A 23,420-nucleotide genomic window follows, 5' to 3' on the forward strand; every position below is an offset into this window, starting at 1 on the left:
CAAAGAATAAGTTAATAAAACTTCTCAATGAAAATTGGGAAGTTTTTTTTTCTATTTTTGGCAAACTAACCATTGCCCAACTTTAAATGAAAAAAATAATTATACTAATCATTCTTTTTACTTCTACGCTGACTTTTGCCCAAAAGAAAGAAAAAGTAAAAGGTTCCAAAATTGTTAAGCTCGAACAAAAAGAAGTTGGAAATTTCGAAAGCATCGAAGTGGAAGATAACTTGGAAGTATTTTTAGTTAGAGGAAATGATTGTGCTCTGGAAGTCGAAGCCGATGATAATCTAATCGAATTTGTAGAATTTAAAATCACAGGTAAAAACCTTAGAGTTTCAACATCGAGAGACATGTCGAGTTATAAAAAACTCAGCGTTCGCATTACGTATAATGATAATTTGAATATGGTCATTGCCAAAGACGAAACCAACGTAACGGCTTTGTCTGATATAACAGTTGATAATGTAACTTTCAAAAGTTATGATTATGCCAAATTGTTTCTTAATGCCAAAACCAAAAATTTCACGTTGATGGCAAATGATAAGTCAAGAGTAGAACTTAATTTAAAATCGGAAAAAACCGCCGTTGACGTGAGCAAAAGTGCTTATGTAAAAGCGCTTATTTCTTCTGGCGAAATGAGATTTGATATGTATCAAAAATCTAATGCCGATATCGAAGGTGATGTTTTAGACTTAAAGCTCAGATTGGATAACAACACCGATTTCACAGGTAAAAAATTAACCGCAAAAAACGCTTTGATAGAAGTTAGTGGCTATGCCAACAGCAGTATCAACATCAGTAATATTGCTACTATCGATGCTTCAGGAAACAGCGAAATCGCGTTGTATGGCGAACCCGTAAAAATTGAAATCAAACATTTGGTCGATAGCGCCGCAATCAAGAAAAAACCATCTAAATAAAGAAATCCCGTCTCGTTTTTTGGAACAAGGCGGGATTTTATCTATATTCTATTTTCTATATTCTTTGCTCTTACTTCTGCTTCTCCTTATTCTTTTGCAGCTAAATATCTTTCAGCATCTAAAGCTGCCATACAACCTGTTCCGGCCGCAGTAATTGCTTGTCTGTAAACATGGTCAGCAGCATCTCCACCAACAAAAACTCCCGCTACATTTGTTTTTGAAGTTCCCGGTTCATTAATAATATATCCTGTTTCATCTAAATTTAAGTAGTCCGCAAAAATATCTGTATTTGGTTTGTGGCCAATCGCTACGAAAAATCCTGTGGCTGGAATTTCAATAATATCACCAGTAGTTTTATTTTTTGCTTTAACCGCAGTTACAACCTGTCCGTCACCAACTACTTCTTCCGTGTCGTGGTTCATTAAAATAGTAATATTAGGCGTGTTTCTAACACGTTGTTCCATGATTTTAGAAGCTCTAAATTTCTCACTTCTCACCAGCATCGTTACTTTAGTACACAATTTAGAAAGATAATGCGCTTCTTCACAAGCTGAATCTCCGGCACCTACAATCACAACTTCCTGGTTTCTGTAAAAGAAACCGTCACAGACTGCACAAGCCGAAACGCCACCACCCATATTAAGGTAATGTTGCTCAGAAGGCAATCCCAAATATTTTGCAGTTGCTCCAGTTGAAATGATTACTGTTTCGCAATGGATTTCTTTTGTATCATTGATCCATACTTTATGTATTGGTCCCGAAAAATCTACTTTGGTTGCCCAGCCATCACGAACATGAGTTCCAAAACGCTTTGATTGTTCTTCAAGTCCAATCATCATTTGCGGACCCGTAATTCCTTCAGGATTTCCCGGCCAGTTTTCTACTTCATTTGTCGTTGTTAATTGTCCACCTGGTTGTGTTCCCTGGTATAAAACCGGAAACATATTAGCTCTGGCTGCATAAATTGCGGCAGTATAACCTGCAGGACCAGAACCTATAATTAAGCATTTTACTTTTTCTATTGTGTCAGACATGATTTGGTATTGGTTTTTATTGTTAAAAGTTGGATGTCAGATGTTAGCTGCCGGATGTTTTTCATCTAATTTACATCCATCATCTTGCATCCATCATCAATCCTTTTTCTGGGTGCAAATGTAAACTTTTCACTCGAAAATAAATTCGGAAACCAATCGCTAAATGCAATTTGTGAATAAGATTATATTATTGTTGAAAACAGTTGAATTAAGGAGCACAGCGTGTTTAGTGTTCAGGACATAATCACCCGCTATCCGCGCTACATGGTAGCCAGCTCCTATCGGGGCTAAGGAGAGTGTTTTTTTAATCCAACTCCTTTTGTCTTTCCCGCGCAGGCGGAAATCCATAACATTAAGCAACAGGATTACTTCGTGATCCTGAGTTGTGGCTCTATCATCAGTAAATCCTTTGGATGTTCCATCCAAACAATTTTTTATTTGAAAAATAGCTCAAGCAAGCTTGGCTATTTTTCAAATAAAAAATCCTTTCTGCTTTTGCAGAAAGGATTTACTGGTCGGGGTGGCAGGATTCGAACCTGCGGCCTCCTGCTCCCAAAGCAGGCGCGATAACCGGGCTACGCTACACCCCGAAAGCGAGTGCAAATATAGAATTAATAATTAGGAAACAAAAGCTTTTTATTTTTTTTCGCTCCGATATAATTTCTATTTTTGTTGAAACAAAAACAACACAACTTTATATGCTAATTATTGGAATTGCTGGCGGTACCGGAAGTGGAAAAACAACTGTTGTCCAACAGATTATTAACGAGTTACCCGAGACCGAAGTTGGTGTAATCTCTCAGGATTCTTATTACAGAGAAAACAATAACCTGAGTTTTGAAGAAAGAGCACTAATCAATTTTGATCATCCTCGAGCCATTGATTTCGAATTGTTAGTAGAACATCTTGCCAAATTAAAAAAGGGTGAAATCATCGAACAGCCTGTTTATTCTTTCGTAACACACAACCGTACAGACGATAGCATCATAACACATCCTAGAAAAGTAATGATTGTTGAAGGGATTTTGATTCTTGCCAATCCTGAATTAAGAGAAATGTTTGATGTCAAAATATTTGTACACGCCGATTCTGATGAAAGATTGATTCGTCGTTTAAAAAGAGACATCGCTGAGCGTGGTCGTGATATGGAAGAAGTCTTAAACCGTTACCAAACGACTTTGAAACCAATGCACCAACAATTTATTGAGCCTACCAAAGGATTTGCTGACATTATTATTCCAAATGATAAATACAATACCGTGGCGATTGACGTGGTAAGAGCCGTTATCAATCAAAGAATTACCTAAAATTTTCTTTTCATGAGTTACTTTAAAAATCTAACGAATGCTTATCCAATTCTGAGAATTCTCGGAAACAGATATGTTATTGTGTTGGCTTTTTTTACCGTATGGATGCTGTTTCTAGACAATACTTCTTATATGGAACACCGCATTTTGAACAAGCAACTCAACGAACTCGAAGACAATAAAAAATATTATCAGGACGAAATAAAAAAAGATGATGAAAACATCAAACAACTTAAAAATCCTGACCAAATAGAAAAATATGCCCGCGAAAAATATTATATGAAACGCGATAGCGAAGACATCTACATTATTGAATTTGAAGGCGATACTATTCAGGACGAAAAGTCAAAATCAAAATCTTTATAAATCATGTGGGATAATCTATTTGATGCTTTCGAACCCGTTTCTTCAAAACAATGGAAACAGCAAATTCAATACGAACTCAAAGGTGCCGATTATAATGACACTTTAGTTTGGGAAAGTCTGGAAGGCATCAAAGTAAGGCCGTTTTATCACGAAGACGAAACAGAAATAAAGTATACTTTAAAAGAAAGTTCTGTGCCTTTTTCCATACTTCAAAACATCTATGTTCATGATGTCACCTTATCCAATAAACGAGCTTTTGACAGTATAAATCGTGGCGCCGAAAGCATTCGTTTTACAATTGAAAACCAGAACGTTGTCGTTGCTGACTTGATGCAAAACTTGCCATTAGAAAACACATCTTATTTTTTTTATTTGCCATTTCTTTCAATCGATTTCGTTACCAAAATTAATGATTACGCGAGTAAGAATAATGCCAAATGTTTTATCCAAGTTGACCCAATTGGTCAGTTAACCAGAGACGGAAATTGGTTTGAAAACCTCGACAAAGACTTTGACAAACTAAATAGTATTACGGCTAAAACTACTATTCCGTTTATAACTATCAATGCCGGAATTTACCAAAATGCCGGAGCCAATATGGTACAGCAATTGGCTTACACCCTAGCCCACGCTAACGAATATTTTAACCGTATCAAAAACATTAACCAACCTATTACTATAGAAGTTGCGGTTGGCACAAATTACTTTTTTGAAATTGCCAAATTGCGTGCGCTGCGTTTATTGTTCAACACTTTGGCAAAAGAATACAATCATACTTTCGATTGTCATATTGTTGTCACGCCTACCAAACGCAACAAAACATTGTACGATTATAACGTAAACATGCTGCGTACCACTACCGAATGCATGAGTGCGATTTTAGGCGGAGCTAATAGTATTGCCAATCTTCCTTATGATGCGCTGTATCACAAAGACAACGAATTTGGCGACCGAATTGCACGTAACCAATTGCTTGTTTTAAAACACGAAAGCTATTTCGATAAAGTCAATAATGCTGCAGACGGTGCTTATTATATCGAAAGTCTGACCGAACAATTAGCCGAAAAAGGGTTGTTGCTTTTCAAAGAAATAGAAGAAAAAGGTGGTTTTATCACCCAGCTTATAGAAGGAAACATCCAAAAGAAAATCACCGAAAGCAATGCTAAGGAACAGGAACTGTTTGATACCGGAAAAGAAGTCTTATTGGGAACCAATAAATATCCCAACAAGAATGACAAGATGAAACACGATTTGGAATTGTATCCTTTCATCAAACAAAATCCACGCAAAACGCTAATTACACCAATTATTGAAAAGCGTTTAGCAGAGAAATTAGAACAGGAACGGATAGCAACTGAAGAATAATGCCTATACTTTTTATAATATTGAGTGTATTAGCTGTAGCTTCATTTGGCTATGGAATGTATCATTTAATAACGTGTATAATTAAACGAGAAAGAGGTAATTTAAAATCAGGTCTGATTTATTTAGGATTAGGAGTAATCTCAATAGCATTGCTATTTATTATTGTTATAGCAGATTTTGCGGATTCATTCAATTATTAAAAATATTCGTGTATTCATGGCAAAATAAATACTGAAACAAATTCAGCATAAATGAGAAAAAACATTCAACATATAACCCTTTCCAGCGACAAAGGAACTGATAACAGACAACCGATAACAGACAACTTCCTCACAGCTGAAGGCATCGAACTTAAACCAACCTATTCTGAGCAGGACATAGCCGACTTAGAACACATTGGTTTCGGAGCTGGATTTGCCCCTAACCTTCGTGGTCCTTATGCTACAATGTATGTGCGTCGCCCTTGGACGATTCGCCAATATGCTGGTTTCTCTACTGCCGAAGAAAGCAATGCTTTTTACAGAAGAAATTTAGCTGCAGGACAAAAAGGCTTGTCTGTGGCTTTTGATTTAGCTACGCACCGTGGTTATGATTCAGATCATGAACGTGTGGTTGGCGATGTTGGAAAAGCAGGAGTCGCCATAGATTCTGTCGAAGACATGAAAGTCTTATTCGACCAAATTCCGTTAGATGAAATGTCGGTATCCATGACAATGAACGGTGCGGTTTTGCCAATTATGGCTTTCTATATTGTCGCTGCCGAAGAACAAGGCGTTTCAGCCGATAAACTTTCGGGAACAATACAAAATGATATTCTGAAAGAGTTCATGGTTCGTAATACCTATATCTATCCGCCAACGCCATCGATGAAAATCATTGCCGATATTTTTGAATACACCAGCAAAAAAATGCCAAAGTTCAACTCAATTTCTATTTCGGGTTATCATATGCAGGAAGCGGGTGCCACTGCCGATATCGAATTAGCATACACTTTAGCAGATGGCTTAGAATATATCAGAACAGGTTTAGCCACAGGCATGAAAATCGATGAGTTCGCTCCACGTCTTTCATTCTTTTGGGCTATTGGAATGAACCATTTTATGGAAATCGCCAAGATGCGTGCAGGCCGAATGCTTTGGGCAAAACTCCTAAAACAATTCAGTCCAAAAGATGAAAAATCTCTGGTGCTTCGTACACATTGCCAAACATCTGGCTGGAGTTTAACCGAGCAGGATCCTTTTAATAATGTGGCGCGTACCGCTATCGAAGCTGCTGCTGCTGCTTTTGGCGGAACACAATCTTTACATACTAATGCTTTAGACGAAGCTATTGCGTTACCAACAGATTTCTCGGCACGTATTGCACGTAACACACAGATATTTTTACAAGAAGAAACCAAAATTACTAAAACAGTCGACCCTTGGGCTGGTAGTTATTATGTAGAAAAGCTTACCGCAGAAATCACCGAAAAAGCCTGGGCTTTGATTGAAGAAGTCGAAGAACTAGGAGGAATGACAAAAGCCATCGAAGCCGGAATTCCAAAACTTCGTATTGAAGAAGCTGCAGCGCGTAAACAGGCACGTATCGACAGCAGTCAGGATATTATTGTTGGAGTTAACAAATACCGTTTAGATAAAGAAGATCCGTTGCATATTTTGGATGTCGATAATCAAATGGTGCGTAAGCAACAAATCGAGCAATTAGAACACATTAAAGCGACACGCGATACCGAAAAAGTAAAAGCCTCTCTGGTAAAATTAACCATGGCCGCCAAGGCTTGTATAGCTCCTGATTTTAATCAGGGAAAAAAGGATGATGAAAATTTACTATCTTTAGCCGTAGAAGCTGCCCGAAACAGAGCCACGCTGGGTGAAATCAGTGATGCACTCGAAGAAGTTTTCGGCAGATACAAAGCACAAATCAGATCTTTTAGCGGCGTGTATAGCAAAGAAATAAAAAACGACCAAAGCTTTGAAAAAGCAAAACAACTAGCCGATGCTTTCGCGGTTAAAGAAGGGCGTCGTCCGCGTATTATGATTGCCAAAATGGGACAGGACGGTCACGACCGTGGTGCCAAGGTAGTCGCTACGGGTTATGCCGATGTTGGTTTTGATGTTGACATTGGACCACTATTTCAAACTCCCGCCGAAGCTGCTAAACAAGCCGTAGAAAACGATGTGCACATTTTAGGTGTTTCCTCTTTAGCTGCAGGACACAAAACCCTAGTTCCTCAGGTTATTGAAGAACTAAAAAACTATGGTCGCGAAGATATTATGGTGATTGTTGGCGGAGTAATTCCGGCACAGGATTACCAATTTCTTTTTGATGCTGGAGCCGTTGCAGTCTTTGGACCCGGCACCAAGATTAGCGATGCCGCAATTACGATTTTGGAGGTATTGATAGCTGATTAATTTTCACTATTTCAAACCTAACATTTTTCAATTTTACTTGCAATTTTAACTTAACCTACATAAGGTGATAGGATTTTGCTACGGAATAAGTACTTGAAGAAAAAAGAGAAGATTAGAGAAAGAAATTTTTTTACCATATCATTGATGCCAATTGGGTATAGTTTTATCAGCATATTTTCTCATTATGTTATTAAACGGATATCGTTTTAGTCTCTCTTTAATTAGTGAGATTCCATAAGGTTTGCTTTTTTTAGACTGTAAAATTATACTTATATAATTTGCATAATATTTTTTAAAATATTTTTCATACAATCGGTCATCATCAAGAAGAAGTTTCAAAATCCCAGAAACAGTTTTATCGGCATTTTTTCCAAAAAAATTATTTATAATAATCCCATCAATAAAAAATATTAATTGAATACTAGTTAATTTTTCATTTTCATTTAAAGTTGAATGGGCTTTTTCATAAAATTGCTTTAGCTTTTGAGGTCGTGTTGAAATTAATTTGTTCAATTGCTTAAAATTTGCTTCTTTTATAATTCTTTCGCCTCTTGCAAATTGTAGTAAATATTCTTCAAGATTATCCAATATAGTAGAGCAAATAACTTTCGTTTCAGCTTTCTGTTTAAAAAGTAATTTATTTATCAATACAGCATTAAAATCTACAGAATTAATTTTATCAAAGATATTAATCAAATCACTTTCAGTCAGTGTTGTTAGATATTCTGAACCTTTAATGAGTAAAATTTTTGATATTTTTATTTCAGATTTTAAAGCATAATCATAAATACCAACACTAATGGACTGTACATTTTTTATATTGGAATTTAAATGAGTTTCTAGATTAGATGCCCATCCATTAATTTTTTTATAGAATTTTGATGTTTCATTGTAATTATTCGCAAATATTTTTTGAGATATTTCATCAAATTTTCCTACTGTTGAAATAATGTTCAAGCGATTTCCAAGTCCTTGAGTATTGATTATCTTTCTTAAAATATTTTTTACAACTTCATATTCAGTATTTACAATACAGATATCCAAAAGATTTTGTAAAGTTGTAAGTTTCTCTACAATATAGGCTATATTATTTACATCAACATTTTCATCTGAGATTTCATTATTAATATTTGTATAATTTTCAATAGGTTCTTTTATATCAGTAATTAATGAAAACGCTATAAGTATATCATACAATTCCTCATCTTCATCTTTTGCTTCTAAAATAGTATCATTAATTAACGATTTATTAATTGTTACATCAGTTAAAAGGCTTTCGTTTGCAATTTTAACCAAACATTCGTAATAATCGGTTAGTAATGAAATATTATCCTCTTCAATGTCACGGATCTTCTCTTTTAAATTTGTAACTAGTTTTATAAATTTATATTTATTCGTTTTTTGCAAAAGCACTAAATTTTCAAGCTCTGTTTGTAAATCTTCTATAACTAAAATATTGTCTTTATAAAAGAATTCAATTAAATCCTTCTCATCACAATCAAGTTTATAAATTTTAAAAGTCTTAGGTGAAATATCTAAAAGATGAAAAAAACTTGCCGCATTTACTTTTCGGCGATGTAATTTTAAATCATTTAATGTTGATGGAACTTTTTGTTTGCTTAAAAAGTTTTCAATGGCATTTACATTTTCTATATACCCCATTTCTGAGACAATATCAGTTGTTTGTCGAAACATTAATTCTATACATCTGTTTAAGGCCCTTATACCATATACTCGATGTTTATTAAATATTTTTTGATGCAATTCCGTCATTTTTATATTGCAATGTTCAATCTCATGAATTTGAACAACTAAATGTTTCCAATAACTATCAAGAAGATCATGTGAAATAATTTTATCTTTTTCTAGTTTTATTAAAATATCCGGTATGCGTATTAAAGTTTCTTCATTTATTTGACTGAAAGCTGTTTCTATAAATATCTTTTCAAAAAATAAAGAGAATGATGATGAATTTGTAAAATTATCTACTGCTTCTACATTACCTTGTTTTAACATACGAGATATTTCGGGGGATAGGAGTACTTCCTCTGCTTCTTCTACAGAAACACCAAAGAACATAGCCGAAATATGTTTGTCTAGTTCTTCGTCTTCTCTAAATAAAAAACTTGTATTAGAATTCAAATAACCTCTCCCAAGCAAAACAGGAATCGGGTTAAGAATAATTTGGTCTTTAGTCATAGAAAACAATGCCAAATAGCGAAACTTAATATCTGGAAATTGCAAATGCAAAGTAATTATATCATTAACGTAATTTACAATTTGTCGAGGCTTAATTATCGCACTGACTGCATAATTATCGAATATTTTTTTCATATAATGGACTTCGGTTTTGTTATTTTTAACAAACTCCCGTCCTAAACCTTCAACTAAATTACTTTGCAGTAATCCCTCCCAATTTGAATAGATAGGTGGAGGAACTCTGAATTTCACAGCAAAAGTCTTTTCAATCAAACCCTTTGCTATCTCTTCGTTATCATCAAAGCTTTTAATAATTTTACTTTCGTCGTATGGTATTATTAGCCATATATTATCATAAAATTTTTTATCCCCGTCTTCTGCAAAAAAAATATTTATTGTGGACCATAATGCTTTAACCTTTTCACCTGTTAACCTATCAATGTTGTCAATAGTTAGCACTAAGTATTTATTTTTTTGTTGTAACTGTAAATTAATTTCGTGAAGGAAACTCTTAAATTGTTTATTAGAAGGTTCATTTTCTATAACATAATCGGTAGTATTACTTTCTACTTCCTTACCATTAAGCAGATAAAATACCTGACCATAAAATTGCTTTGTATTTAATTGCTTTTCTTTATCTCGTTTTTGATTTTTTTCGTACTCTTCAATTATTGTTAGAACTAAAAAATAAAACCCTGTCACAAATAACATTATAGGAATAGACCAAACGGAAATAATTGTTTTCCAAACGTCAAAATGATAAGCAGGAATCATATTCCGTGATTCGTAAAGTGGAAATAAGGCTTTTAGAAATTGATATGAAAGAAAACTTGAAATAAAAAAAATCCAAAAGATTTTCACTTGAGGAAAAATATTTTTTACTGAAGTAATTGTTTTACCATCAAGCTCTTTTCTTTTATTTTTCCATTGTTTAGTACTCTCAATGATATCTTTATCGTCAATAAAATCTAACAATTCTTCCAGTAACGCCCTTCTATCTAAATCCTCTTGATGACCCCAAGAATCATAGGTAAAATGGAGATAATTCATAGTATTTAGATGCCCTTTTGCATTTTGAATTATCTTAATAATATTAGATTTACCAGAACCCCAATCCCCTTCTAGTCCAATAATTTGTTTTTTTATTTCAAAATTTCTTTCTTTTATTATGGATGAAATTATTTTAGCAATTTTATCATGAGCATTGCCTTTAAATTTGTCTTTGCCAATTGGAAGTGTTGAAATGAATTTTGGGTAATTATTATCCATATATTTTGGTGTAATTGCAATTGAATAAATCTGCAAATTGATAATTCTATCTAAACGAATATATAAATAAAAGTCTTACGATGAGCATTTTGCGTTTTTAAGAAAAGCATCCGACAGTGCGAATTTATAATTCTTATCAGCTAACAAAATTAAAAGCACCTCTTCGGGTGCTTTTGTTTATATTCATAAGTTATTCTTAATCCATTCTTTATACCACCGCACTAATACCCTTCTTTTTAGACACTACAACCACAGCTTCTTTATCAAGTTCCTGTTGAATGACTTTAATCACAGCATCAAAGCCATCACTTAAAGCAACCAAAAGATCTCCTTTTTTTATTATCTTAAAAGCATGGACAATGGCATCAGCTTCAACAGGAACAAAGTCATAAGTTACATTTCTTTTGGCAGAAAGGATTCCTTTTTCCATCAATGCATTGATTTCATCAACTGTTTTTCCTCTGAGGCTGTGTTCCTGTCTTACGATAATGTGGTCAAACATCGTAGCCGCTATTTTTGCCAGTTCAATGGTATCTTCATCACGTCTGTCACCAATTCCTGCAATGATGCCTATCTTTCTTTTGAAATTAAAATTATCCAGATAATCCTTTAATGCTAAAAGCCCGTGCGGATTGTGCGCATAATCAACCAGCACTTTATAATTTTTAAATTCAAAGAAATTCAAACGTCCCGGTGTCATTTGATGTCCGGGTATAAAAGTCAATAACGCCTGCTGAATCTGCTCCACAGAAAAACCCCATGCAAAAGCTGCTACAGAAGCCGCCAGTATATTGGCGACCATAAATCCGGCTTTGCCATTATCAGTTAGTGGAATATTTGAAACTTCTTCAATTCGGTATTTTTCACCTTCATAAATAATGGTGACATAATTCGCTTCAACTACAGCAACAAGTGCATCACTGTTTATAAGTTTATGAACTCTGTCATCTGTAGCATCCATTGCAAAATAAGCGATGTTACAACAAAGCTTTTCAGCAATTTTAAGGCAGTTGTCATCTTCGGCATTCAATACAGCCCAACCACTTTTCTTTACGCTTCTGGGAATAACCGCTTTTACATTGGTGAGGTCTTCCAGAGTGTGAATATCTTCAAGTCCCAAATGATCTTCGGCTATATTGGTGATAATCCCAACATCGCAATGGTCAAAACAAAGTCCACTGCGCAGCAATCCGCCACGTGCGGTTTCGAGAACTGCAAAATCTACAGTTGGATCGCGAAGTACAATCGTACCGCTTGAAGGTCCGGAACAATCGCCTTTTTTTATCTGATAACCGTTGACATAAATTCCGTCGGTGGTAGTATAACCTACGGTATGTCCCGCGGTTTTGGCAATATGCGCCAGTAAACGTGTCGTTGTTGTTTTACCATTGGTACCGGTAACGGCAAATAATGGCATTGTTGGAGTGCTTCCTTTTGGAAAAAGCATGTCCACCACAGCTGCAGCAACATTTCTTGGTTTTCCAACAGAAGGATCAAGATGCATTCTGAAACCCGGCGCCGCATTGACTTCAAGTACCACACCGCCGTTTGTTCGCAAAGGCTCTTTTATGGATTCAGCCATAACATCAATACCACAAACATCGAGTCCAATGATTTTGGCAACGCGTTCCGCCATAAATTTATTCTCAGGATGAATATCATCGGTTACATCTTCTGCAGTGCCACCTGTACTCAGATTAGCAGTCGATTTCAGATAAATGATTTCGCCTTTTGCCGGAACAGAAGCAATCGTGTAGCCATATTTTTCAAGCTGGGTAAAAGTATCCTGATCAAAAGTAATTTTTGTCAATGAACATTCATGACCGTCTCCGCGTCGTGGCTCATCGTTTACTTTATGAATTAGAGTATCAATTGAATTGACTCCATCTCCGGTTATCATCGCCGGAATGCGCTTTGAAGCAGCAGTAAATTTGCCATCTATAACTAACAGCCGATAATCTGAACCTTTTACAAAACGCTCTACGAGTATATAATTACTGTATTGTTTTGCGAATTCAAAGGCATGCAGTGCAGCGTCCAAATCAGGAATATTTATCGTTGCGCCTCTTCCCTGATTGCCATCAAGCGGTTTTATAACGATAGGGAAACCTATTTTATCCACAATCTCTTTCAATCCTTCTTCCGTTGAACAACTGTCGCCAATCGCTACCGGAATATAATATTGAGCCAATAGTTTTTTAGCCACATCTTTATTTCCTGCTGTGCGAACTGCCACATCTGAAGTGTTGCAGGTCATGGTCGCCTGGAATATCTTTTGTGCGGCACCATAGCCAAGCTGTATCTTTGAGTTTGTGCCAAACCGAATCCAAGGAATGCCTCTGCGTTCGGCTTCTTCGACTATGCTTTTTGTGCTTGGACCAAGTCCGTATCGGCGGGCTAATACTTTTAGTTCTTCAATGTCTTTATCATAATCATAAGCTTCATCTTTGGCTATCGCTTCCACCATTCTAAACGCAGCTTCCGCGGCAAACAAACCAGCCTCTTCAATCTTATAAGTGAAAACCATATTATAAACACCGCGGATATTGGTGCCTTTGGTGCGGCCAAAACCACATTCCATTCCCGCCATCGATTGGATTTCAAGGGCAACATGTTCCATCACATGACCAAGCCAGGTGCCGCGTCGAAGTCTTTCAAAGAAGCCGCCTTTGGCACCTTCAGAACATTCATGTGCTTCCATGTCTGGGAAGACCGCAATAAAACGATCAGTAAAACCTTCAATTTTATCGGTGGGAAAGTCTTCCATTTCTTCCAGGTCAAGTCTAACCTGTATAAGCCTGTTGCGATAATTGCTCCATACGTTAGGGCCGCGAAGCACTTGTAATTTTAGAATTCTCATAACTTGGTGTTGGGTAAAGTGTTACACAAATTTCAAGTTATAACAGCAATTTTAATTACATGATTTATGGTTTTTATTATAGAATGATAATGATAATTACAAGGAGTTGGTGATGCTGGGATTACTATTTTGTAGGTTTAGTTAAAAAATAGATTCAAACCAATAAAATAACCGATAGAATTATAAAAAATAATTTCATATTTTTTATAATCATAAATTATTTGTCCGTAAATTTGTCCGTGTCCGTAAAAACATCCGTAATATGATTAATGTTAAATTCTACCTCGACAAAGCTGATAAAAGCAAAAAATTCCCTATCCATCTGGTGATTAGGCAAAAAGAAATACAAGTTAAAGTCGCTACTGGTGAGAAAATTTCCAAAAAAGACTGGGACAATAAGAACCAAATTGTTAAGGATTCTGAATATTGTCATAAATCAATAAACAAATTTTTAAGCTTTTTGAAACAAGAGGTTGAAAAATATTTTGAAGCAGAACCACATTCTAACTTTACAGACAAAAAAATTAAAGAAAAGATCTTGTCATTAGTTAATAGCCGAAAAGAAAATACCGACGTAAAAATCGTCAATGAATTACCTGATACTTATGACAAAAACGAAAAAATAACCTTTGTAGATTTATTTGCTGGTGCAGGTGGTTTTAGTGAAGGATTTCTTCAAGCCGAAACTAATACCAAATATTTTGATTTCTTGCTTGGAAGTGATATTAACGAAAACTGTGAACTCACTCACCTAGCTAGATATAATTATCAATTAGGCATGGATGCAGAGTTCTTGAAACAGGATATTACAGAACCAGATTTTTTAGATAACTTATTAAAAAAAATAAAAAATAAAAATGTCGATGTAGTCTGTGGTGGCCCTCCATGTCAAAGTTTTAGTTTAGCAGGTAAAAGAAAAAAGTTTGATAAAAAAGATGATTTATTTGCTCATTATTTAAATGTAATTAAAATCCTAAGGCCAAAATATTTTGTTATGGAAAACGTAAAAGGGATTCTAACAAAAGAAAATGGAAAGATTAAAGAAATGGTTTTACAAGAAATCAAATCTATTATTGATTTAAAAGAATTTAATCAGCTATTATTATTTATTTCAAGACTTCGAAAAATGGAAAAAGAAAATCCGTTCATTCTTGATTGTTATAATTTAAGGTTACAGTTTGAACAACAGACTGAAAAGAAACTTGAAAAAATCAGAGAAAGTTTTATTCTAAATGTTGAGAACAAATTTAGGCTACTTACGCCAAAAATAGTTGACTATAAAACTAGTAAAACAGACATTAACATTGGGACAATTCGTCATGGTTTTAACTTACTGAAACGTGGAAGTGAACTTGCATACATAAGAAAAAAAGTGATTCTTGAAAAAGCTAATAGCGACTTAGACAACGATTATTTTGCTGATAAGTTTGATGATTTTCTAACTTCCATTGAACCTGAAGAAATAATTAAACAAATTAATCAATCATTCTTGAATCTTAATCATCCTGAAAAATTTAAAAATGAAGTCAATGAAATAATCACAGCTCTTGAGATTTATAATTTTTCCTTTGATGAATGTGTTAATGGATTAAAACCTTTTTTAAATAATATTAAATTAGAAAAAGAATTTGATGAGATTCTTTCACATATAAGACTATATAATATTGAACAACCATTTGTGGCTTTAGCTTCAAACTATGGAGTGCCACAAAATAGAGAAAGAGTTCTTTTCATAGGATGTAGAAAAGACCAAATTTTAATTAAAGATGTGCCTCCAACAGTTTCAGAAAATGAAAAAGTCACTGTTTTTGAAGCCTTATATGATTTAGATTTCGTTAAAAATGATGATGAGAAATTTGTTTACGAAAAAATAGATTTAAAGGCTCAATATAATGGTTCAACTAAAAAAATGACCTCCCTTATAAAGAAAAGAAATATAGATGGTAAACTAAATGAAAATAAAGGATTAACTTATGCTGAATGGTCTAAAAAAGGGAGATTGAATGGCCGTTTTATTAATGCAAAAAACCCTTTTTATGTAAAAAGTTTAGAAGAGTTAGAAAATCAATTAACGCATTTAGTTGCCCCTCTGCATAATCATAAAACCAGCAAGCAAAATGATGTCGTAATTAAAAGGCTTGAAGTCATTCTTAAAGCAGGAGATTATGATTTAGCCAAAAAAGAATTAAATGAGATTGGGTTAAGCTCAGAAAAAAGAAACTATAATGTACTTAAACCAAATTCTCAAAGCCCTACAGTTATGACTATCCCAGATGACTATATTCATTTTTCTAGTCCAAGAGCTTTGACGGTTAGAGAGATGGCAAGATTACAATCATTCGATGATTCTTTTGTTTTTCAAGGCAAACGTTCTACTGGTGGAAATAAACGTAAATTTGAAGTGCCACAATTTACATTAGTAGGTAATGCTGTACCACCATTAATGGCAAGAGCAGTAGCTTTAGAGATTCTTAAGAATATAGACTAAAGTCCAAAATAATCCAAAGAATTGTTATTAGTTAATTCAGGAATCGCAGCTCTTATATCAGTCCTTAATGTTGTTCTTGATCCAGATTGAAAGTTATTCGTGAAAATTTCTTTCATCGACTTTGCTACATTTTGAACTGACGGTTTACCCCAATAGTTACCACCAGATAAATTTGTAACTCTTTTTACTGCAACTCCCTCTGGCTTGTATATTGTATTTTGATTAGAAGGGACCGTAACAAAGGAATAAGTGAAACTTTGAGCATCTTGGATATTAAATCCGTTTCGACCAATTGTTATATTTCTGTTTCTAAACCCTCCTGCTGAATAAATCATATCCCAAAGCATTGGAATTTGGGCGTTGTCATTCCAATTTGTTTTACATTGAATTACACCTATCTCAAACAAATGAAAATCTCTCTCTGTTAATATATTAGTAAGATTAGGATTGAATTTATTTCTAATAATAGTTGGGATTTGAACTCCATTATTATCAGTGACGTTTAATTGATTAACGTCTATATTATATTCATTAATATCCGGAAATATTATTATTGTAATATCTGACTCAGTATTACAAGCAAAATTACCATAATTCACAGTAATTGCATCTTGTATTGGTTTTGGAACTAGACTCATCTTTTTTATTGCTACAATTCTACTTCCAACTGTACACAAATTTATATACCAACAAACAAGAGATTCCCAGGCAATACCGCCAGCTGATAACTCTCCCTGTCCTCTGCCATTTCCGCCTGTTGATTTAAATATTTCTGATAAATGATCTCCTAAATTAATTATTTCATTTTCAGTGTAGTTATTCCCTAAATGCCTATTAATTTCAGGTTGCCAAGTTTGCCAGCAATTTTGGAAAGTAGGAGTGCTAAAAACACTTTCAGTTGATGCTTTTCTTAGGATATCAGGAATAGAATTATACATATGATATAATTTGTTTATTAAGTTGTTTTAAAAATTAATTAAAACTTAGCAAATTTATACAAAACCTTTATACAAAACACATCAATGATGATAATGAAAAAACTGTTTCAACAGTTAATGTAGTTTTCTCAATGAATAATCCTGTTGAAGACAATATTTACGATTATATCACAGAAAATTAAATGTAAAATCTGTCCAAATAATCATTCACTTTCACTTTTCACAAAAAAACCCATCCATTTCCTTTGAATTTTTTGTAAATTAGTAATCCTAAAAATCCCTTCAGATAAATAGTTATGTCAACCGTAAAAAATAGCGAACCCATAGTACTTATTATCATTGTGACAAGCGTCTTGGCATATCATATTATAAAAGGTAAAAAGTTCACTTATTTAGGACACCATTGGAGACATCATATAATTACACCATCAATGAAAGCGCTCAGAATTAAGTCGATACTAAGCCGGGAATTAAAAAAATCAATCGGACAATAAAATAATTCCTGTCCGAAACTCCTTAGGGTAACCCACTGTCAAACTGTTAAATAACAATATACTTTTCAAAAAAATCGTACATTTGAGAAACTCAATCCATAATGGCATAGAGTTAAAATAAACAGCACAACTGATTCCCCAATGAAGAGATTGTTTAACATTCAGTTTTTGTTATTCCAATTGCTATTTCCAATAGTTTGTCTTGGGTTCGACTTAACGGTTACTCCTACCCAGGAAACCTGTCCGGGAAATGCCTCTCTAAATTTTACAGTAAATAATACAATTCCGGGAAGTTCCATTGTATATGTTGTTTATAAACTTCCTGATTTAACAACACCTTACGCTTCCGGAACGGAGACTACAGTTAATGGGCTTATACCCGGGAATTATCGGGTTATTGCAAGAGAAACTGTAGGCAGTACTACCACAACACAGCAACAGGATGTTACGATAACAAGTTCGTTTGTACCTCTAAACTATACCGTTGAAGCACTAAATCAGGCGTGTTCAACGACAAGTAATATTTCAGTTATGGTCAGTTCGGGAACTGCTGCTACTTATGAAATAATTGCCGGACCAACAACCTTTCCGCCACAAGCATCCAATACCTTTTCGGGTTTGACGAATGGTGTTTACAGAATAAAAGTAACTGACAACTGTGGAAATTCTGTTGTGCAGGCATTTACCGTAACTATAAATCCAACACTTCTAACTGTAAATAATCCCAGCTTTACATATACGGCTCCGCCATCGTGCAATGAACTTGTAGCTAACAATACTATAACCCCTGCCGCTGGAACCGTCATAGGTTATCCGTTGCATATCGATTACGTTTTGCACTTGCCGACAGGAATTGTCCATATTCCGGTGGTTTTGAATTCGGGCAACCCAACATCGCAGGACATTTCACAAACAGTTCCGTATCCTAATAGTCTGGATTATCTTTATGATGTCATAATAACCGATGCCTGCGGGATGACATATGGTAGTAGTTTTTTTGTAAACAGGGAAATTTCATTAAGCTCAACTATTCACACCCTGCCTTGTAACCAATATTATTTTACGCTTAACGCAGATAATTTTATTGGATCTTATACGCTGAATTTTGACAGTTTTCCTGCAGGATTCAATCCCGCGGCATTCAACAGTACTTATCCCGGACCTTATACTCAGTCTAGTGTTGATTTTGGTAGTGAAACCCAACCTGTTCCTATAGGAGATTATACAGTAACCATTACTGATATTTGCGGCAAGACCAAAACAATTGAGGTTAAAATCTTAGACAAACCACCTGTTCCTAATATTTTAGGGATTAGTAATGGTTGCTTAAGCAATAACGGAAGAATAATACTTAGCCTCGCAGATTATATAATTGTCACCGCAGTAGTAACATCTGCTCCTGCCAGTTATCCTTTTCCTTTGCCGCATGATGTAAGTGCTTTAATAAGTAGCGATGGCACCATTTTGACTTTAAACCCTGTGCCATTGGGTGATTATGTTATTCAAATCACAGATAACTGTGATGATATTATTGCTCCTTTATCTGTAACGGTGCCTGCATTTGAACCTCCGCCAATTTTAATTGATGTATTGCAAGGATGTGATATTGACACGGCTTCAGTAAAAATAACAAGCAGTGAAACGGTTTCGATAAAAATTACGGCTGCTCCTGCGAGTTATCCTTTTTCGCTTCCGCATGATGTTTCCAATAATATTACCAGTACCGGCGAAATATATCTGACTGGTTTAACATCTGGGAATTATACTTTTAGTATAGTTAATAGTTGTGGAGCTACTGCTAATGAATCTATAAACATTGATGGCTACACCATAACAAGAAGTGATTTCGCTTTGATACCGGATTGTGGCGCATTTAATATTCTACTTGATTTTGTGGACAACGTGACAGAAGATGAAACTTTTTGGCTCCAAAAATTATTAGATTCAGCAACCAACACTTGGGGAAATCCGGTTACAGATGTTATTTATATCGATGGGACAGTACCCGACGATACCAATTCTCTTGCGCTGCAAAATAACGCAACCACTTTTAATCTCACCATTAACGGAGTGTTTCGCATAGTACATCATTTTACTTCTTATAATAATGGCAGCGACATCAAAAACAATGTTGTTACTTCTGAAACCAAAGACTGCATCGAAATTTTGGCTCCCAATCTGAGCTTTAACAGTGCCCTTACTATTAATGATGTCTATCTTATTCCATGTTCGTTAAGCGGTAGTTTTGATGTTTTTTTGTCAGCCAGTGGTATTCCTCCACTGCATTTTCAAATTACTGAAAAAGATGGAATCCCATTTGTTGTAGATAATGGCACTTCAGACGTTTTCTTAAACCTGACACCAGGCGTTTATAAGTTTGAAGTGGAAGACAGTTGCGGCAACAGTATCAACAGGACATTTGATGTTTCTGATTTGGGTTCGTTGGTTATTATCTATCCAACATGCCCTATATTTAGTTGTGTCAGCACAATAACCGGTAATGAAACTTTTGATTTATCGTCTCAAAGTGCGGTCATACTTGGTATTCAATCACCAAGTGAATATACATTATCCTATCATCTCTCGCAGTCAGATGCTGATACCAATTCCAATCCGATAACCAATCTAACCAATTTTAATCCTGTTACTAATCCACAAACGATTTACATCAGGCTAATATTTAACCAGTTCCCCAATTGTTATCAGACAGGAAGTTTTGATTTAATTACAGGACAAATCCCAAGAATTAATCTGGCGCCAGAATATGTGGATTGTGACAGTCTACCGGTAGTTTTGGATGCTTCTCCCGGCAATTTACCAACAACCAGTTATTCCTGGTCAAACGGATTAACTACGCCAAGTATTACCATTAGTGACATCGGCACTACTTTAATAAATGTTATAGCTGGCAATAGTTATGGTACTTGCAATACTTTAGACCTTAGTTGTACCACATTAAGAGAGATTGTTGTCAATATTGCAGATGTGCCCGAAATAGATCATATAGAAACACATGATTGGACTGATAATGAAAATAGTATTACTGTTGTCACGACAAATAATGGCGCTTTTGAGTACTCTATTGATGGAATTAATTTTCAGGAAAGTCCAACCTTCGCCCATTTAATCCCCGGACTTTATACGGTTTATGTCCGCGATGCCGGTGGTTGCAGAACGCTGACAGAAGTTGTATGGCTCCTTAATTATCCTAAATTCTTTACGCCAAATGGAGATGGTTATCACGAGACCTGGTTTATCATAAATTCAGAAAATGAGCCCGACTTTAAAGTGTATATTTATGATCGTTATGGCAAACTAATTACTGGTATTATTTCTAATGGTCCTGGTTGGGATGGAAAATACAATGGAAGATTACTTTTTGCAGACGACTATTGGTTTGTGGCCTACCGACAGGATGGAAGTATACATAAAGGGCATTTTTCTTTATTGCGGTAGAAATTATTAAAAAAAACTCCCAAGTTTTCACTTGGGAGTTTTTATGGGACATAAACGCAACTAAAGTTTGCATACCTGACTGCCACTGGTTAAAACCGAATGTCCACTGGACATTCTCCTCTTAATATCAAATATACATTTTCTTTCTCATTTCCTGAATCTTCGCATCATCAAGATATTCATCAAAAGTCATATAGCGGTCGATAACGCCGTTTGGTGTAATTTCCAAAACACGGTTGGCAACAGTTTGCGCAAACTCGTGGTCATGAGTCGTAAATAACACAGAGCCTTTGAAGTTTTTCAACGAGTTGTTAAACGCCGTAATCGATTCCAAATCAAGGTGATTTGTTGGTTCATCCAACATCAAAACGTTGGCACGTATCATCATCATTCGCGATAACATGCAACGTACTTTTTCTCCTCCTGATAATACCGTACATTTTTTCAAAGCTTCTTCACCGGAGAAAATCATTTTCCCCAGAAAACCACGAACATAAACCTCATCGCGCTCTTCTTCTGTTTTTACCCATTGACGTAACCAGTCAACAAGATTTAAATCGCCGTCGGTAAAGAATTGGCTATTGTCATTTGGCAAATACGATTGATTCGTAGTAATTCCCCAATCAAAAGTTCCTGTATCAGCTTTTAAGTTTCCGTTTAGTATTTCGTAGAAAGCAGTTGTAGCACGTGAATCTTTTGAAAACACAACTACTTTATCGCCTTTTGCCATATTCAAATCTACATTCTTAAACAATACTTCTCCATCCATTGATGCAGAAAGATTCTGAACATGCAGAATTTGATCTCCGGCTTCTCTTTCTACATCAAAAATAATCGCAGGATATCTACGACTTGATGGCTTGATTTCGTCTAGGTTTAATTTCTCAATCATCTTTTTACGCGAAGTAGCTTGTTTTGATTTGGCTACGTTGGCACTAAAACGACGGATGAATTCTTCCAGCTCGGCTTTCTTTTCTTCAGCTTTTTTGTTTTGTTGCGCTTTTTGACGCGCTGCTAACTGACTTGATTCATACCAAAAAGTATAGTTTCCGGAGTAATGATTGATTTTTGAAAAGTCAATATCCGAAATATGTGTACAAACTGCATCCAAAAAGTGACGGTCGTGAGATACAACAATTACAGTGTTATCATAATTCGCAAGGAAGTTCTCTAACCAAGAGATAGTTTCAAAATCCAGGTCATTCGTAGGCTCATCCATTACCAACACATCAGGATTTCCGAAAAGTGCCTGCGCCAAAAGCACACGAACTTTTAATTTCCCTTCCACGTCACCCATCAAAGTATAATGCATATCGGCAGTAATCCCAAGATTTGACAACATCGCACCGGCATCAGACTCAGCATTCCATCCGTTCATTTCTTCAAACTGCACCTGCAACTCTCCTATCCTATCGGCATTTGAATCATCATAATCGGCATACAAAGCATCCATTTCTGATTTCACAGCAAATAAAACTTTGTTTCCCATCATGACGGTTTCCAAAACAGTATGCTCATCAAACTTATTGTGATCCTGGCTCAAAACCGACATACGTTTTCCAGGCTCAAGAAAAACTCTCCCTGAAGTTGGATCGATATCGCCTGCAAGGATTTTAAGGAAAGTAGATTTCCCCGCACCGTTAGCACCAATTACACCATAGCAATTGCCTTGTGTGAACGTAGTGTTTACTTCGTCAAACAATATTCTTTTACCAAACTGAACCGATAAATTATTTACAGTTAACATGAATTGTATTTTATTAAATTTTGGTGCAAAAGTAATGAAATATGCCGATAATAAGAAACGGAAATACGTCTAAAAAAATATTGGATAATTACAAAGAAAACGGCATATTTACCACGATTCAACTTTAACGATAGGTTAACAGTAAAATCCATTATATAGGAATATTTTTGTTTTCTAGTCTCGAATGATGCATAGCTTAAGAAATATAAAAGTTTTTAGTTTAGTTTTCCCATTAATTGCTCTTTTGAGTTCATGTAAAAGTGAATTTAAAGGTTGCGAATATGTGGCTTATTTTGGTGGTGAAGTAGTAAATCCGAATAATCCTTATGTGTTTTTCTGCAAAGACAATGAAGTGATTGACACTTTAGAACTTGACGAAAACAATCGCTTTTTTACCCAATTCGATTCTCTTGCTCCTGGACTTTACTCTTTTAAACATGAGCCTGAATATCAATATGTATATTTTGATAAGAACGATAGTATCATGGTTCGTGTGAATTCGAGAGAATTTGATGAGTCAATTGCTTTTTGTGGCCGTGGCGGAGAAAAAAATAATTTCCTGA

12 protein-coding genes, 1 tRNA gene and 1 pseudogene are annotated in these 23,420 nt (G+C 35.1%); 8 read left to right on the forward strand and 6 right to left on the reverse strand.

Annotated features, from left to right (window positions below; genetic code table 11):
- Positions 1-86: 86 nt before the first annotated feature.
- Complete coding sequence (locus ABIQ27_RS02550) at positions 87-923, forward strand: DUF2807 domain-containing protein (RefSeq protein ID WP_348031762.1); 837 nt, start codon at positions 87-89, stop codon at positions 921-923.
- Between the two features lie 86 nt (positions 924-1,009).
- On the opposite strand, the gene trxB is transcribed toward ABIQ27_RS02550, so the two are convergent.
- The gene (gene trxB / locus ABIQ27_RS02555; protein WP_348031764.1) at positions 1,010-1,957 is read right to left on the reverse strand and encodes a thioredoxin-disulfide reductase; all 948 of its coding nucleotides are present in this window, start codon (positions 1,955-1,957) and stop codon (positions 1,010-1,012) included.
- Positions 1,958-2,469: 512 nt separating this feature from the next.
- Positions 2,470-2,547, reverse strand: a tRNA-Pro gene (locus ABIQ27_RS02560).
- Between the two features lie 108 nt (positions 2,548-2,655).
- On the opposite strand from ABIQ27_RS02560, the gene udk reads away from it, so the two are divergent.
- The 4 genes from udk (at position 2,656) to scpA (ending at position 7,406) form a co-directional block, all read left to right on the forward strand.
- Positions 2,656-3,264, forward strand: coding sequence for a uridine kinase (gene udk / locus ABIQ27_RS02565; RefSeq protein ID WP_348031766.1), 609 nt, complete (start codon positions 2,656-2,658; stop codon positions 3,262-3,264).
- Positions 3,265-3,276: 12 nt separating this feature from the next.
- Positions 3,277-3,630: a septum formation initiator family protein gene (locus ABIQ27_RS02570; protein WP_348031768.1), complete on the forward strand. Its 354-nt coding sequence runs from the start codon at positions 3,277-3,279 to the stop codon at positions 3,628-3,630.
- 3 nt (positions 3,631-3,633) lie between these two features.
- Positions 3,634-4,995, forward strand: a complete 1,362-nt coding sequence (locus ABIQ27_RS02575) for a methylmalonyl-CoA mutase subunit beta (RefSeq protein ID WP_348031773.1) — start codon at positions 3,634-3,636, stop codon at positions 4,993-4,995.
- 251 nt (positions 4,996-5,246) lie between these two features.
- Entirely contained in the window at positions 5,247-7,406 is a 2,160-nt protein-coding gene (gene scpA / locus ABIQ27_RS02580) for a methylmalonyl-CoA mutase (protein WP_348031774.1), read from the forward strand.
- Between the two features lie 138 nt (positions 7,407-7,544).
- On the opposite strand, the gene ABIQ27_RS02585 is transcribed toward scpA, so the two are convergent.
- Positions 7,545-10,874: a P-loop NTPase fold protein gene (locus ABIQ27_RS02585; RefSeq protein WP_348031776.1), complete on the reverse strand. Its 3,330-nt coding sequence runs from the start codon at positions 10,872-10,874 to the stop codon at positions 7,545-7,547.
- Positions 10,875-11,082: 208 nt separating this feature from the next.
- Complete coding sequence (gene cphA, locus ABIQ27_RS02590) at positions 11,083-13,734, reverse strand: cyanophycin synthetase (protein ID WP_348031778.1); 2,652 nt, start codon at positions 13,732-13,734, stop codon at positions 11,083-11,085.
- 262 nt (positions 13,735-13,996) lie between these two features.
- Here cphA and ABIQ27_RS02595 point away from each other — a divergent pair, with 262 nt between their 5' ends.
- Entirely contained in the window at positions 13,997-16,222 is a 2,226-nt protein-coding gene (locus ABIQ27_RS02595; RefSeq protein ID WP_348031780.1) for a DNA cytosine methyltransferase, read from the forward strand.
- Here ABIQ27_RS02595 and ABIQ27_RS02600 read toward each other — a convergent pair.
- Complete coding sequence (locus ABIQ27_RS02600; RefSeq protein WP_348031782.1) at positions 16,219-17,160, reverse strand: hypothetical protein; 942 nt, start codon at positions 17,158-17,160, stop codon at positions 16,219-16,221. The two genes, ABIQ27_RS02595 and ABIQ27_RS02600, sit on opposite strands and share 4 nt — an antisense overlap.
- Positions 17,161-17,795: 635 nt before the next feature.
- Between ABIQ27_RS02600 and ABIQ27_RS02605 the strand changes: the two genes are divergently transcribed.
- Positions 17,796-21,110, forward strand: a complete 3,315-nt coding sequence (locus tag ABIQ27_RS02605; protein WP_348031784.1) for a T9SS type B sorting domain-containing protein — start codon at positions 17,796-17,798, stop codon at positions 21,108-21,110.
- A 127-nt stretch (positions 21,111-21,237) separates the two neighbouring features.
- On the opposite strand, the gene ABIQ27_RS02610 is transcribed toward ABIQ27_RS02605, so the two are convergent.
- Positions 21,238-22,857 carry an ATP-binding cassette domain-containing protein gene (locus tag ABIQ27_RS02610; RefSeq protein ID WP_348031786.1) on the reverse strand — a complete coding sequence of 540 codons (1,620 nt, stop codon included), beginning with the start codon at positions 22,855-22,857 and terminating at the stop codon, positions 21,238-21,240.
- Between the two features lie 244 nt (positions 22,858-23,101).
- On the opposite strand from ABIQ27_RS02610, the pseudogene ABIQ27_RS02615 reads away from it, so the two are divergent.
- Positions 23,102-23,420, forward strand: a pseudogene (locus ABIQ27_RS02615) (hypothetical protein); the annotation flags it as partial.

Origin of the sequence: Flavobacterium sp., assembly GCF_039916025.1 — a bacterium.
Lineage (GTDB): Bacteria > Bacteroidota > Bacteroidia > Flavobacteriales > Flavobacteriaceae > Flavobacterium.

Excerpts from the sequence above, each read along its gene's own strand:
- ABIQ27_RS02550 (WP_348031762.1), top strand. The coding sequence starts at position 87 with ATGAAAAAAATAATTATACTAATCATTCTTTTTACTTCTACGCTGACT.
- trxB (WP_348031764.1), bottom strand. The coding sequence starts at position 1,957 with ATGTCTGACACAATAGAAAAAGTAAAATGCTTAATTATAGGTTCTGGT.
- udk (WP_348031766.1), top strand. The coding sequence starts at position 2,656 with ATGCTAATTATTGGAATTGCTGGCGGTACCGGAAGTGGAAAAACAACT.
- ABIQ27_RS02570 (WP_348031768.1), top strand. The coding sequence starts at position 3,277 with ATGAGTTACTTTAAAAATCTAACGAATGCTTATCCAATTCTGAGAATT.
- ABIQ27_RS02575 (WP_348031773.1), top strand. The coding sequence starts at position 3,634 with ATGTGGGATAATCTATTTGATGCTTTCGAACCCGTTTCTTCAAAACAA.
- scpA (WP_348031774.1), top strand. The coding sequence starts at position 5,247 with ATGAGAAAAAACATTCAACATATAACCCTTTCCAGCGACAAAGGAACT.
- ABIQ27_RS02585 (WP_348031776.1), bottom strand. The coding sequence starts at position 10,874 with ATGGATAATAATTACCCAAAATTCATTTCAACACTTCCAATTGGCAAA.
- cphA (WP_348031778.1), bottom strand. The coding sequence starts at position 13,734 with ATGAGAATTCTAAAATTACAAGTGCTTCGCGGCCCTAACGTATGGAGC.
- ABIQ27_RS02595 (WP_348031780.1), top strand. The coding sequence starts at position 13,997 with ATGATTAATGTTAAATTCTACCTCGACAAAGCTGATAAAAGCAAAAAA.
- ABIQ27_RS02600 (WP_348031782.1), bottom strand. The coding sequence starts at position 17,160 with ATGTATAATTCTATTCCTGATATCCTAAGAAAAGCATCAACTGAAAGT.
- ABIQ27_RS02605 (WP_348031784.1), top strand. The coding sequence starts at position 17,796 with ATGAAGAGATTGTTTAACATTCAGTTTTTGTTATTCCAATTGCTATTT.
- ABIQ27_RS02610 (WP_348031786.1), bottom strand. The coding sequence starts at position 22,857 with ATGTTAACTGTAAATAATTTATCGGTTCAGTTTGGTAAAAGAATATTG.